The 13,781-nt window shown below is 66.3% G+C and carries 9 protein-coding genes; 3 read left to right on the forward strand and 6 right to left on the reverse strand.

Features of this window, described 5'->3' with window-relative positions; genetic code table 11:
- Positions 1–1,313 (forward strand): dipeptide ABC transporter ATP-binding protein (locus CVM52_RS27985; protein ID WP_100163955.1); only part of this gene is annotated, 1,313 nt, incomplete at its 5' end.
- A gap of 10 nt (positions 1,314–1,323) precedes the next feature.
- Here the strand turns inward: CVM52_RS27985 and CVM52_RS18705 are convergent.
- Positions 1,324–4,470 carry an efflux RND transporter permease subunit gene (locus tag CVM52_RS18705; protein ID WP_100163956.1) on the reverse strand — a complete coding sequence of 1,049 codons (3,147 nt, stop codon included), beginning with the start codon at positions 4,468–4,470 and terminating at the stop codon, positions 1,324–1,326.
- 43 nt (positions 4,471–4,513) lie between these two features.
- Positions 4,514–5,671: an efflux RND transporter periplasmic adaptor subunit gene (locus tag CVM52_RS18710; RefSeq protein WP_100163957.1), complete on the reverse strand. Its 1,158-nt coding sequence runs from the start codon at positions 5,669–5,671 to the stop codon at positions 4,514–4,516.
- Positions 5,672–5,804: 133 nt separating this feature from the next.
- On the opposite strand from CVM52_RS18710, the gene CVM52_RS18715 reads away from it, so the two are divergent.
- Positions 5,805–6,482 (forward strand): TetR/AcrR family transcriptional regulator, encoded by a 678-nt coding sequence (locus CVM52_RS18715; RefSeq protein ID WP_100163958.1) that lies wholly within the window; start codon positions 5,805–5,807, stop codon positions 6,480–6,482.
- Here the strand turns inward: CVM52_RS18715 and CVM52_RS18720 are convergent.
- Entirely contained in the window at positions 6,479–6,889 is a 411-nt protein-coding gene (locus CVM52_RS18720) for a DUF3307 domain-containing protein (RefSeq protein ID WP_370301604.1), read from the reverse strand. The genes CVM52_RS18715 and CVM52_RS18720 overlap by 4 nt on opposite strands.
- 238 nt (positions 6,890–7,127) lie before the next feature.
- Between CVM52_RS18720 and CVM52_RS18725 the strand changes: the two genes are divergently transcribed.
- A complete protein-coding gene (locus CVM52_RS18725) occupies positions 7,128–10,073 on the forward strand; it encodes an ABC transporter transmembrane domain-containing protein (protein WP_205964987.1) in 2,946 nt (981 codons plus the stop codon).
- Positions 10,074–10,082: 9 nt separating this feature from the next.
- Here CVM52_RS18725 and CVM52_RS18730 read toward each other — a convergent pair whose 3' ends face one another.
- From CVM52_RS18730 to CVM52_RS18740, 3 genes are all read right to left on the reverse strand, one after another.
- Complete coding sequence (locus CVM52_RS18730) at positions 10,083–11,312, reverse strand: mandelate racemase/muconate lactonizing enzyme family protein (RefSeq protein ID WP_100163960.1); 1,230 nt, start codon at positions 11,310–11,312, stop codon at positions 10,083–10,085.
- A 31-nt stretch (positions 11,313–11,343) separates the two neighbouring features.
- The gene (locus CVM52_RS18735) at positions 11,344–12,435 is read right to left on the reverse strand and encodes a zinc-binding dehydrogenase (RefSeq protein WP_100163961.1); all 1,092 of its coding nucleotides are present in this window, start codon (positions 12,433–12,435) and stop codon (positions 11,344–11,346) included.
- Between the two features lie 69 nt (positions 12,436–12,504).
- The gene (locus tag CVM52_RS18740; protein WP_100163962.1) at positions 12,505–13,707 is read right to left on the reverse strand and encodes a TCR/Tet family MFS transporter; all 1,203 of its coding nucleotides are present in this window, start codon (positions 13,705–13,707) and stop codon (positions 12,505–12,507) included.
- Positions 13,708–13,781 lie beyond the last annotated feature (74 nt).

Here is a 13,781-nt window from a genome sequence, read left to right on the forward strand (position 1 = left end):
TGCGCCTGCATCGCGGCCTGCGCGGCGCGGCGGCCCACGAGGCCGCCCGCGAGGCGCTGGAACGGGTGCAGATCCCGGAACCGGTGCGCCGGCTGCGGCAATTCCCGCACGAGCTGTCCGGTGGGCTGCGCCAGCGGGTGATGATCGCCATGGCGCTGGCCTGCGAACCCGACCTGCTGATCGCCGATGAACCGACCACGGCGCTGGATGTCACCACGCAGGCCGAGATTCTGAAGCTGATCGCCGCGTTGCAGGATGATCTGGGCATGGCGGTACTGTTCATCACCCACGATATGGGCGTGGTGGCGGAAATTGCCGACCGCATGGTGGTGATGCGCCATGGTGAAAAGGTGGAAGAGGGGCATACCCGCGACGTGTTCCTGTCGCCCCGCGCCGATTATACCCAGACGCTGATGGCGGCGATGCCGCGGCTGGGCGCCGGTGCGCCGGCACCGCTGGACCAGCCCGAACCGGTGCTGAGCGTTGCCGGGCTGACCGCGGTTTACGGCGGTGGCGGGTTGTTTTCACGGGCCCAGGGCAGCGCGGCGGTGCGCGATGTCTCGCTGCATTTGGGGCGCGGCGAAACCCTGGGGCTGGTGGGTGAATCCGGCTGCGGCAAGTCCACGCTGGCACGTTCGATCATGCGGCTGGTCGAGCCGTCGGCGGGCGAGGTGGTGCTGGAGGGTCAGCGCCTGTCCGGGCTGTCCGCCGAGGCGATGAAAGCCAGCCGCGCACGGATGCAGATGGTGTTCCAGGATCCCTTTGCCTCGCTCAACCCGCGCCTGCCGGTGCGCGACCTGGTGACCGAGCCGGCCTTTCTGCACGGCATGGTCGCGCGCGGCGATCGCGGCGCCATGGCGGCCGAGCTGTTGCAGCGGGTGGGGCTGGAGCCGGAGGCGGCCGAGCGCTATCCGCACCAGTTTTCCGGCGGGCAGCGCCAGCGGATCTGCATCGCCCGCGCGCTGTCGGTGCGGCCCCGCGTGATCGTCGCCGACGAGGCGGTGTCGGCGCTGGACGTGTCCATCGCGCGCAGGGTCACCGACCTGATGGCCGATATCCAGGCGCGCGACGGCGTGTCCTTCCTGTTCATCAGCCACGATATCGCGGTGGTGGAACGGGTCAGCCACCGCATCGCGGTGATGTACCAGGGCGAAATCGTCGAGACCGGACCGACCGGGCAGGTGCTGGCCGATCCGCAGCACGCTTATACCCGCAAGCTGCTGTCGGCGGTGCCGCGGGCGGACCGCTTTGCCACCGCCGCTCCGGTGCCGGTTGCGCAGGCCGGCACCGCTGCGCTTCGCGAGCGCGCCTGAGCGTGCCGGGTCAGGTCCGGTCCGTCGCGGCCTCGTTGGTCGCGCCGGGCTGCGACTTGGCCTTGGAGCGGCCAAAGACCCGCTGCACCAGCACGAAGAACAGCGGCACAAAGATCACGCCCAGCACGGTGCCGGTGATGGTGCCGCCCAGAACCGCGGTGCCCACCGCCGTGCGCCCGCCCGAGCCAGCGCCGGTGGACAGGGCCAGCGGCAGCACCCCCAGCGAAAAGGCCATCGAGGTCATGATGATCGGCCGGAACCGCTGGCGCGCGGCCAGCGTCACCGCGTCGAACAACGATTCCCCTGCGTCGTAACGTTCGCGCGCGAATTCGACGATCAGGATGGCGTTCTTGCCGGTCAGGCCGATCACCGTCAGCAGGCCCACCTGGAAGAACACCCCGTTTTCGAAGCCGAACCAATAGGCGCCGCCCAGCGTTCCCAGCACTCCGATCGGCATCGCCAGCATCACCGAGAAGGGGATGGCCCAGCTTTCGTACAGCGCCGCCAGGCAGAGGAAGATCGCCGCCAGCGACAAGGCGTAGAGCATCGGTGCCTGGCCGCCGGATTCACGTTCTTCCAGCGACAGACCGGTCCAGGCCACGCGGTAGCCCGGCGGCAGCTGCTGGACCAGGCGTTCGACTTCGGCCATCGCCTCGCCGCTCGACACGCCGGCGGCGGGCGAGCCCTGGATCTGCATCGCCGGGATGCCGCTGTACCGGGTCAGGCCCTGCGGGCCATGGGTCCAGCGTTCCGAGGTGAAGTTGGCGAAGGGCACCAGGTCGCCCGCCGAATTCCGCACCCGCCATTTCGACAGGTCCGACGGGGTTGCGCGTGACTCCGGTTCGCCCTGCACATAGACGCGCTTGATCCGGCCGTTGTCGTTGAAATCGTTCACATAGCTGCCGGCCCAGGCGATCGACAGCACATTGCCGACATCGGTGGGCGACACCCCCATCGCCCCGGCGGCGCGCCAATCGATGTCGAGCGCGAATTGCGATGCATCTTCCAGCCCCGAGGGCCGGGCCGAGGCGATCAGCGGGCTTTGCGCCGCAAGGCCGAGGAACTGGTTGCGGGCTGCCAGCAGCTGTTCATGGGTCTGCCCGCCCAATGCCAGCAGGTAGAAATCAAAGCCCGAGATATTGCCCAGTTCCGGCACCGCCGGCGGGATGATCGGGAACACCATCGCGTCGCGCACCTGCGACAATGCGCCAAAGGCGCGCCCGGCTATGGCCGGGGCGCTTTGCTCTGGCCGCGGCCGGTCGTCCCAATCCTCCAGCCGGACAAAGGCCAGGCCCATGTTCTGGCCGCTGCCGCCGAAGGAAAAGCCGACGACGCCGAACATCGACGACACGTCTTCGCTTTCGACGTTCATAAAGTGGTTCTCGACCTGCTTGACCACGTTCAGCGTGCGCTCGGCGGTGGCGCCGGTGGGCGCCTGGATCAGCGTGATCAGGATGCCCTGATCCTCGTTCGGCAGGAACCCGGTGGGCGTGTTTGAAAACAGCCAGCCAATGCCGCCGCCGATCATGGCATAGATCACCAGGATGCGCAGCGGGCGGCGGATCACATAGCTGACCGTGCCGCCATAGCCGCGGGTGATCGCGTCAAAGCCGCGGTTGAACCAGCCCAGCGGCCCGCGCCGGCCGCCATGGGCCGTTTTCGGTTTCAGGATGGTTGCGCACAGCGCCGGGGTCAGCGTCAGCGCCACCAGCACCGACAGGCCCATCGCCGAAACGATGGTGATGGCGAACTGGCGGTAGATCACCCCGGTCGAGCCGCCGAAAAACGCCATCGGCACGAACACCGCCGACAGCACCAGCGCCACGCCGATCAGCGCGCCGGTGATCTGGCCCATCGATTTCCGCGTCGCCTCGCGCGGGCCAAGGCCCTCTTCCTCCATGATCCGTTCGACATTTTCGACCACCACGATCGCGTCATCGACCAGCAGGCCAATCGCCAGCACCATCGCCAGCATGGTCAGCGTGTTGATGGTAAAGCCGGCCATGGCGAGTATCGCGAAGGTGCCGAGGATCACCACCGGCACTGCCAGGGTCGGGATGATCGTGGCCCGCACGTTCTGCAGGAACAGCAGCATCACCAGGAAGACCAGCGCGATCGCCTCGAACAGGGTTTTCTGCACCTCGTGGATCGAGATCTCGATAAACGGCGTGGTGTCGTAGGGAATGACGTAAGACACGCCTTCGGGGAAGAATTGCGAGAATTCCTCGATCCGTTCCTTGACCCGTTCGGCGGTGTCCAGCGCGTTGGCGTCCGAGGCCAGCTGCATCGCCATGCCCGAGGCCGGTTTGCCGTTGAACCGGCCGATGGTCGCATAGTTCTCGGCGCCGATTTCCACCCGCGCAACATCCTGCAACAGCACCAGGCCGCCATTGGTTTCCGAACGCAGCACGATGTTGCGGAAATCCTCGGGCGTGCTCAGCAGCGATTGCGCGGTGATCGTCGCGTTCAGCTGCTGGCCCGACGGGGCGGGCAGGGTGCCGAAGGCGCCGGCCGAGATCTGCGCATTCTGCGACGAGACCGCCGCCACCACGTCGGACGGTGTCATTTCATAGGCGGCCAGCTTGGACGGATCCAGCCAGATGCGCATGGCATATTGCGCGCCGAACACCTGCACGCCGCCGACACCTTCGATGCGGCTGAACTCGTCGACCAGGTTCGAGGCCATGTAGTCGGACAGGTCGGTCTGCTCCAGCCGCCCGTCATCGGAAATCAGCGCGATGACCATGAAGAAGCTGTCCGAGGTCTTCTGCACGGTCACGCCTTGCCGCTGCACCGCTTCCGGCAGCAGCGGCGTCGCCTGCGACAGCTTGTTCTGCACCTGCACCTGCGCCACGTCGGCATCGGTGCCGGCGGTGAAGGTCAGGGTGATGCTGGCGCTGCCATTCGAGGACGAGCTGGAGGACATGTAACGCATGCCGTCCAGCCCGGTCATCTGCTGTTCGATCACCTGGGTCACGGTGTTGGCGACCGTTTCGGCCGAGGCGCCAGGATAGTTGGCCGAGATGCGCACCGCGGGCGGGGCGATCTGCGGATATTGCGCCACCGGCAGCGTATAGACCGAAAGCAGCCCCACGCCCATGATCAGGATCGAGATGACCCATGCAAAAACCGGCCGGTCGATGAAGAATCGTGCCATGAATCGTCTCCTGCGGCGCCGCCCTTATCGCGGCTGCCGGGGCTTAACCTTCGCTATCCGGCGCGGCCTGGTCGGTGGCGGCGGGGCGTTCCTCGGCCTGCACGGTCATGCCGGGGGCAATCTTTTGCAGACCTTCCACGATCAGTCGGTCGCCGGGGTTCAACCCGTCCTCCACCACCCAGAACGCGCCCTGGTCGCGCTGGATGTCCAGGGCGCGGGTCTCGACCGTGTTTTCCGGCGTGACCACCATCGCCACCGGGCGGCCGCGCCGGTCGCGGGTGACGCCTTCCTGCGGGGCGAGAATGGCGTTTCTGACCACCGCCTGCGGCACCTCGACCTCGACATACATGCCGGGCAGCAGGAACTGTTCGGGGTTCGGAAAGTCCAGCCGCAGCAGGATGGTCCCGGTCTGTTCATCCACATGCGGTTCGGCCGCCGAGAGATGCCCGGCATGTTCATAAAGCTCGCCATCGGCCAGCCGCAGGGTGACGACCTGGTTGTCCTCTTCCAGCGCGGCGCCGGCGCGGCGCCAGCGCAGCATCTCCGCCGCCGACTGGGTCACGTCCACGTAAACCGGGTCGAGCTTGCGAATTACCGTCAGCGCGGTGGCCTGGCCCGAGGTGACCAGCGCGCCCTCGCTGGTCTGGCTCAGCCCGGTCACGCCCGAAATCGGCGCCCGGATGGTGGTGCGCTCCAGATCGATCCGCGCCGACATCAGGTTGGCCTCGGCCACCTTGACGGCGGCGGCGGCGACGTCGCGGGCGCCCAGGGCATCGTCCAGCACCTGCTGGCTGGTGACCGCGCGGCTGCGCAATTGCTGCTGGCGGGCCGCTTCGCGTTCGGCGGAATTCAATGATGCCTGCGCCTGCGCCAGCGCCGCCTCGGCGGCGGCCTTCTGCGCGGCATAGCTGGCCGAGTTGATCTTGTAGAGCGCGTCTCCGGCTGCAACCGGCTTGCCCTCTTCGAACAGCCGTTCGGTGATGATGCCGCTGACCTGGGGCCGCACCTCGGCCATGCGCGAGGCTTCGACGCGGCCGGGCAGCTTGGCGGTCAGGGTCACATCGCTGGCTTCCAGCGTCACAACGGTGACGGTCGGCGGCGGGGCGCTGCCTTGCTGGGCGCTGGCCGTCGCCCCCAAAAGCATGCCACAGACGGCCGAGGCGGCGAGGGCCCGGAGGGCGAAATTCGCGGTGGTTCGCATCTGACTGCTCCAGGAAATCCGGCGCGCGGATGATTTGCGCCTTGCAGTCGAATAAGGAAACCGGCAAGTTTTGTAAAGCTGCTGTTTTGCCCATGCGCCGAATTTTGGGTGAACAGCCAGATGGGAAGGCAAGATGAAGCAAAAGCGTGAGTCGAAGTGTTGTATGCCGCAGGTGCGCCGCCGCGGGCGACCGGTGCAGATCGATCAGGACACGCGCGAAGAAATCGTTCTGGATGCCACCACCCAGCTGCTGTCAGAGCTCAGGCTTGACGAAGTGACGATGGCGGCTATTGCCGACCGGGCGGGCATGTCGAAACGCACGGTCTATGGCATGTTCGAAAATCGCGAGCACCTGCTGGGGGCCTGTATCGCCCGAATCGGCAAGACGGTGTTCCGGCCGCTCTCACCCGCCGAACGGCGCCTGCCGGTGGCGGCGCGGCTGAAACGGGTGCTGACCCATAACGAGGTGCCCGGGTTCAAGGACAATTCGCTGGAGCTTTTGCGCGCGATCATTGCCAGCACGCGCACCTATCCGCTGCTGGCGCGGCGCACCAGCGAGAAAAGCACCATCGCTCTGGCGGGGATGGTCATCGAAGAGTTGCAAGCCGCGGTGCAGGCCGGCGAGTTGTCGATCCCCGCGGACCAGATGCAGCTGCATGCCGACCTGCTGGTTGGTATGGCGCTGGAAAATCCGGTGCCTCGGCTGCTGGATCCGGAATTGCCGCTCAGCACCCCGGAGGAAATCGCCGCGCGCCGCAACCTGGCGGTGGATCTTTTCGTCAAGGCCACTTCGGCCAGCACCGAAAGCTAGCGGGCGCCGTATTCCACCCACAGCCACGCCATCGCCAGATAGGTCAGATGGTGCAACGCCTGGTCCAGGCCATTGGCGCGCCAATAGCCGGCCTCGGTCGGGTCAAGGCCCCGCACCTCGGAATAGCGCGCCTTGCCCCAATCGATATTGAAATGCACCACCCATTCCGCCAATGCGAGAATTGCAATGAACACCGGGCTGGCGCCGAAGAGCAGAAACACCAAAGCCGAACCCAGAACATGCACCCCGGCATGCTGGGCGCGCCCCATATGCAGGTATTCTCCGCGTCCGGATAGCATCTTGGGGGTTTGCAGAAAATAATCTGCAAACATGTGCTTGATCTGCAGGAAGCAGATAAGGATCAAAGCGTTGCCGACCGTTGGGGCCAAAGCTGTCTCCGGCGTCATTGCATTGCCACAGCTTAGGCGCTTCGATCTGATGCTGCAATCACCGCGCCACAACGCAACAAAACCAGAATAGGATTTGCCAGCAATTCCCCCGCTTTGCTAGAAATCCAAAACGCGGGGGCCGTTCCGGCGGGTATTGAAGGGCAGGGTGCAGTCGCATGATTGGAGCGGTCAGATAGAAAGCAAGCTGTTTCAATTCATCTGGAAATATTCCAAACGCGATCAGCTGATCCTGCTGATGGTAACCGCGGCGTTGTTTCCGCTGCTTTACCTGACGCTGGAATTGCCCAAGCGGATCATCAACGACGCTATCGGCGCACAGTCGAGCGAGATCGAGGTGCTGGGCGTCGCGTTCAGCCAGATCGGCTTCCTCGCCCTGCTGTGCGGCGCCTTCCTGCTGTCGGTGCTGGCGCATGGCCTGGTCAAGATGCGGATCAACACCATGAAAGGCGTGCTGGCCGAACGGATGCTGCGCCGCTTTCGCTATCAATTGATCTCGCGCATGTTGTTGTTCCCGCAGCCTTATTTCGAAAGGGTCAGCCAGGGCGAACTGGTGGCGATGGTCACCGCCGAAAGCGAACCGATGGGCGGGCTGATGGGCGACGCGATCAGCCAGCCGGTGCTTCAGGCCGGGCAGATGCTGACGATCCTCGGGTTCCTGTTCCTGCAGAGTTTCTGGTTCGGTGTCGCCGCCTGCGCGCTGATACCGTTGCAGGCCTGGCTGATCCCCAAGCTGCAGCGCCAGATCAACCTGCTGAACAAGAAGCGTATCCAGGAGGTGCGGGTGCTGGCCGCGGATATCGGCGAAAGCGCCGGCGGCGTGGCGGCGCTGCGCGCCAATGGCGGCTGGCGCTACCGGCAGGCCCAGATCTCGCACCAGCTGGGGCGGCTGTTCAAGATCCGCTTCGAGATCTACCAGAAGAAGTTCTTTATGAAGTTCATCAACAACTTCATCGGCCAGCTCACGCCGTTCTTCTTCTTTGCCATCGGCGGCTATCTGGTGATCCAGGGCGCGGTGTCGATCGGCGCCCTGGTGGCGGCGCTGGCGGCTTACAAGGATCTCAGCTCGCCTTGGAAAGAGCTGCTGGACTACTACAACCAGACCCAGGACATGTCGCTGCGCTGGGAGGTGATCGTCGAGCGCTTCGCCCCCGCCGGCATGCGCGACCAGGCCCAGTTCGACGGCCAGCCCGACGAGATTCCGCGCCTGACCGGCGATGTGGTGCTGGACCATGTCACCGTGCGCGACCCGGACGGCAACCCGGTGCTCGAGGATCTGAGCGCCACGCTGCCCGGTGGCGCCACCATCGGCATCCTGGCACCCAGCCAGGAGGATCGCCGCGCCTTTGCCGAGCTGCTGACCCGCGAGATCCTGCCGGCCTCGGGCGCGGTGCAGCTGGGCGAACACGAACTGGCCACGTTGCACCAGGGGGTGGTTGCCGCGCGCATCGGCTATGCCACCTCGCGGCCGCAGCTGTTCCAGGGCACCTTCGGCGACAACGTGATGATGCCGATCCGCCGCCGCCCGATGGGCGAGGGGCAGGACCCGACCTATGTGGCCGAGGCGCTGCGCGCCGGCAACAGCCCCGATCCGCTCGACGCCGACTGGTACGACCCCGCCGCCGCCGGGGTGGCCACGGCGGACGAGCTGCGCAGCTGGTGGCTGCAACTGATCGAAGGGATGGGGCCGGGCAACGCGCTGTTCCGGCGCGGCCTTGACCAGAGCTTTGACGCCGCCGCCCATCCGGCGCTGGCCGAGCGGCTGGTCGAGCTGCGCGACCGCATCGGGTTCGCGCTGTCCGAGGCGGGGCTGGCGCGCTATGTGCACGGGCTGGATCCCGCGCGCTACAACCCGGCGCTGCCGGTGGGGGAAAACCTGCTGTTTGCCACCCCGCGCCAGCCGATCACCCCAGAGCTGCTGGCCGGTCAAAGCGCCTTCCTCGGCCAGATCCGCGCGCTGGGGCTCGACACCGTGCTGGTGACGCTGGCGCGCGACGTGATCGAGATGCTGCGCCAGATCTTTGGGATGGACGGCACCGACCACCCGCTGTTCCGCAATCTGGGTCTGGATGCAGCAACCTACGAGGCGGCGGTGGAACTGGTGGAAAAAACCCGCCGGCCCGACGCCCCGCCGATCAGCGATGCCGAGCTGGGCACGCTGTTGACGGTGCCTTTCCGGATCTCGGCCGAACAGATCGGTCCGACCTTCCCCGAAGAGCTGAAGACCCGGATTCTGGATCTGCGGCAAAGCCATTCCTCGGAATTGCTTGATTGCCTCGGCGATCTGTTCGCGCCGCTGGAAGAGGACGGGTTTTCCTCGGGCCTCACGGTGCTGGAAAACGCGATTTTCGGCAAGCTGTCGCAGGATGCCGGTGGCCGGGCCGACGATATCCGCCGGCTGGTATCAGTGGCGCTGATCGAATCCGGCGCGCAGGAAGGCGTGGTGCAGCTGATCTACGACCTGCCGATCGCGCTGTCGGGGCAGAACCTGCCGGCGCTTTACGCCGAACCGCTGGCCTATAGCCGCGCCACCATCAAGCGGCCCGATATCCTGATCCTGGACGGGGCGCTGGCCAGCTACGGGGCCGAGACGCGGGCGGTGGTTCATGATAACCTGCGCAAACTGATGCCCGAGACGACGCTGATCTATCTCGGCGAGAAATTCGATGACGAAGGGATCTTCGATGTCCTTCTGGAACTGCAGCAGGGCCGCATCGTGAGCGAAGAGACCGCACCGGGCGGCGATGGCGACGGCGCCGGCAGCGCCGACCTGGCGCGCAAGCTGCGCGCGCTGGAACAGACCGAGCTGTTTTCGACGCTGAACCGCAAGCAGCTGCGGCTGCTGGCCTTCGGCGCCCGCTGGTACGAGGCGCAGAAAGGCGACGTGGTGTTCCTCAAGAACGACCCGCCCAGCGACGGCGCCTACCTGATCCTGGAGGGCGAGGCGGGGCTGTACCTGCCGAAAGACTCCGAGCCCGACCAGCTGATCGTGACCGCCGGACCGGGGCAATTGGTTGGCGAACTCGGCCTGATCCGCAACGAGCCGCGGGCGCTGAGCATGGTGGCGGAAAGCGAGCTGAAATGCCTGCGGATCGGCGCCAAGGAATTCCTTGCCGTGGTCGAAAACGACGCCGCGACCGCCTTCAAGATCCTGCAGGTCGTGGCCGGCTATGTCTCGAACTGATCCGGCGCGCTATCTGGTCGCCGGGGCGCCGCCCTCGAAGGCGTTGTCGCCGGTATAGCTGCAGGGATCTTCCTGCATCTCCAGATGCAGGCCGGTGCCGGTATAGGGATGTGCGCGGGCCAGCGCCTCGTCCACCTCGATGCCCAGGCCGGGCGCGCCCGACAGCGAGACAAAACCGTCCTCGACCCGGATGCTGCCGCCGATCAGCGCATCGTGGAACGGGGTTTCGATGGTTTCGGCGATCAGCAGGTTGGGGATCGAGGTGGCGAAGTGCAGGTTGGCCGCCCATTCCACCGGCCCGGCATAAAGATGCGGCGCCATCTGGACGTTGAAGCCTTCCGCCATGGCGGCGACCTTCTTCATCTCCCACAGGCCGCCGGCGCGGCCCAGTGCCGGCTGCAGGATCTCGGCCGCCCCGGCGCGCAGCAACGCGGCGAACTCGGCCTTGGTGGTCAGCCGTTCGCCGGTGGCGACGGGGATGTTCACGGCCTGGGCCACCCGCGCCATGGCATCCACATTGTCCGGCGGCACCGGTTCCTCGAACCAGAGCGGCTGATAGGGTTCCAACGCCTTGCCCAGCCGGATCGCGCCGGCGGTGCTGAACTGTCCGTGGGTGCCGAACAGCAGGTCGGCGCGGTCGCCCACCGCCTCGCGCACTGCCTTGCAGAACGCCACCGACAAGGTGATGTCGGACATCGCCGGCATATGGCCGCCGCGCTTGGTATAGGGGCCGGCGGGATCGAACTTGACCGCGGTATAGCCCCTGGCAACCAGCGCCGCGGCGCTTTCGGCGGCCAATTCGGGCGAGGTCCAGAAGGTCGACATGTCGTGCTGGGGCAGCGGATAGAGATAGGTGTAACAGCGGATGCGGTCGTTCATCCGCCCGCCCAGCAGCATATGCACCGGGCGGTCCCGGTCCTTGCCCAGGATGTCCCAGCAGGCGATTTCCAGCCCCGAAAAGGCGCCCATCACGGTCAGGTCGGGGCGCTGGGTGAAGCCGGCGGAATAGGCGCGGCGGAACATCATTTCGATATTCTCGGGCGTGTCGCCCTGCATGTGGCGCGCGAACACGTCCTTGATCACCGCCGTCATCGCTTCGGGTCCGACCGAGGCGGCATAACATTCGCCCCAGCCGGTGACGCCGGTATCGGTGGTCAGCTTGACCAGGATCCAGTACCGCCCGCCCCAGCCCGGCGCCGGCGGCGCGGTGACGATAACCTCGAGATCTTGCAGTTTCATCGCGCGTTCCTTGTGGGGCGGGGCGCCCCGGTTACCGGTCGAAGATGATCACATTGCGCTTGGCGGCGCCGCCCAGCGTGTCGGCAATCGCCTCGTTGATCTGATCCAGCCGCCAGCGGCCCGAAATCAGCTCGTCCAGCTTCAGCCGCCCCTGTTTGTAGAGGTCGATGATCCAGGGAATATCCCTTTTGATCACCATGTTGCCCATTTTCGAGCCGATAAAGCCCTGCCCGGCATCGGCCATGTTCAGCGGCGAAAAGGTGGTCAGCTGATCGCCATGAGGCATCCCGACCATGACGACATTGCCGCTGGGCGCCAGATAGCGTGGCGCCTGGTCATAGACCTGAGCCACCCCCACGGTGACCAGCACCGCATCGGCGCCGCGCCCCAGGATCGCCTTGACCTCGCGCCAGGGTTTTGCCGCCTTGGCCGAGACCGCGTCGGTCGCGCCGAACGCCTTGGCGATTTTCAGCTTCTCGTCCATCAGGTCCACCGCCACGATCCGCCGCGCCCCGGCGATCCGGGCGCCCTGGATCGCGTTCAGCCCGACGCCACCGGCGCCGATCACCACCACGTCCTGCCCGACCCGCAGATTGGCGGCCAGCACCGAGGCGCCGACCCCGGTGATCACACCACAGGAGATGACCGAGGCGACATCCTTGCCCAGATCGGCGGGAATCTTCACGATCTGGCTTTGATCGACCACCACCTTTTCGGCGAAGGCGCCGCAGGACATCGCCTGCAGCACCGCGCCGCCATCCTTGGTTTTCAGCGGTCCCATGGTGTTGTCGCGCGGGGTTTCGCAGGTGGACAGATGCCCGGAATAGCACGAGGGGCAATGGCCGCAGGACCGCACCAGGGTGACGCAAACGCTGTCACCCACGGCATATTCGGCGGCAACGCCGGTGCCGATCGCGGTGATGCGGCCGGCCGCCTCGTGGCCATAGACCGCGGGCAGATGGCCGCCAAAGCCGCCCTGCTGGTAGGAAATATCGGAATGGCAGATCGCCACCGCGTCGATCTCGACCTCGACCTGCCCGGCGGCGGGCGCGTCCAGCAGGACGTCTTCGATCACCAATGGCGCGTTAAACGCGTGGCACACGGCCGCTTTGATGCTTTGCATAGTCCCCTCCGCTCCCGATCCTGCCCTGCACGTTATTCGCTTGGCCCTGCATCGCAAGACGGAAAATTCCTACGCCGCACCTGCCGCTGCGTTCACCTGCCGCCGGTAGATCACCAGGGCAATGACCAACAGCAGCGCGGCCAGCAGGAACGGCGCGCCGGCAAACTGCACCGGCGCGGCGGGGGCGGTGAAGGCGGCAAAGACCGAGGTCATGACCATCGTCGACAGGATCACCGCCAGCGCGTTGACGCTGCTCAGCACGCCCTGCAATTCGCCCTGGGCGTCATCGGCCACCTGCCGCGACATGGTGCCTTGCAGCGCCGGGGTCACCACCGCGCCGATCGCGGCAAGCGGCGTCAGGATCAGCGCCACGGTGCCACTGGTGACCACTGCCAGCAAAAGGCAGGTGCCGATGTCGAAGAACAGGCCCTGCAGCACGGTCAGCCGTTCGCCCCAGTGGCGCATCAGGCTGCGGATCAGCACCGTCTGCACCAGCGCCGAGGTGATCCCGTACAGCGCCAGCGACAGGCCGATGATATCGGGGCTCCAGCCGAACCGCGCCTGGGTGAAATAGGCCCAGATCGCCGGATAGACGTACAGCGCCAGGTTATAGAGAAAGAACACCACCAGCAGCGGGCGGATTCCCGGCATCCGCGACAGGTGGCGGAAGGCGCCCAGCGGATTGGCGCGGGCCCAGGAAAAGGCCCGCGGGCGGCGCACGGTTTCGCGCAGCACGCAGGCGCCCAACAGCAGGTTCAGCGCCGATAGCGCGGCGGCGGCGTAGAATGGGGCGCGGGTGCCGTATTCGGCCAGCAGCCCGCCCATCAGCGGGCCCAGCACGAACCCGATGCCAAAACCGGCGCCGATCAGACCGAAATTCGCCGCCTTGTCCTCGGGCGCCGAGATGTCGGCCATAAAGGCGCTGGCCGTGGCATGGGTGGCGGCGGTGATGCCGCCGACGATGCGCGCGGCCAGCAACAGCCAGATCGACCCGGCCAGTGCCATCACCAGGTAATCCAGCGTCATGAAAAACAACGAGATCAGCAGCACCGGCCGCCGTCCGAACCGGTCTGACAGGCTGCCGACCAGCGGGCCGAAGCCGAATTGCATCACCGCGAAGACGGTTGACAGGATGCCGCCCCACAGCGCCGCGCCGGCCAGGGTGCCGCCGCGTACTTCGCGGATCAGGTCGGGCATGATCGGCATGATCAGCCCGATCCCCATCGCGTCCAGCACGACGGTGATCAGGATGAACAGGATCGGGAGCCGCAAGGCCGTGGCCCGTCAGGGCGGCGGGGCGGCGCAGGCGCGCGCCGCTTTGGCAAACCGCCGCGCCTCGGCCGGGG

This window comes from Pseudooceanicola lipolyticus, assembly GCF_002786325.1.
Classification (GTDB): Bacteria; Pseudomonadota; Alphaproteobacteria; order Rhodobacterales; family Rhodobacteraceae; genus Pseudooceanicola_C; species Pseudooceanicola_C lipolyticus.

What these genes read in the sequence shown, in the direction of transcription:
- CVM52_RS18705 (WP_100163956.1), bottom strand. Translation starts at nt 4,470, where the DNA reads ATGGCACGATTCTTCATCGACCGGCCGGTTTTTGCATGGGTCATCTCG.
- CVM52_RS18710 (WP_100163957.1), bottom strand. Translation starts at nt 5,671, where the DNA reads ATGCGAACCACCGCGAATTTCGCCCTCCGGGCCCTCGCCGCCTCGGCC.
- CVM52_RS18715 (WP_100163958.1), top strand. Translation starts at nt 5,805, where the DNA reads ATGAAGCAAAAGCGTGAGTCGAAGTGTTGTATGCCGCAGGTGCGCCGC.
- CVM52_RS18720 (WP_370301604.1), bottom strand. Translation starts at nt 6,889, where the DNA reads ATGACGCCGGAGACAGCTTTGGCCCCAACGGTCGGCAACGCTTTGATC.
- CVM52_RS18725 (WP_205964987.1), top strand. Translation starts at nt 7,128, where the DNA reads ATGGTAACCGCGGCGTTGTTTCCGCTGCTTTACCTGACGCTGGAATTG.
- CVM52_RS18730 (WP_100163960.1), bottom strand. Translation starts at nt 11,312, where the DNA reads ATGAAACTGCAAGATCTCGAGGTTATCGTCACCGCGCCGCCGGCGCCG.
- CVM52_RS18735 (WP_100163961.1), bottom strand. Translation starts at nt 12,435, where the DNA reads ATGCAAAGCATCAAAGCGGCCGTGTGCCACGCGTTTAACGCGCCATTG.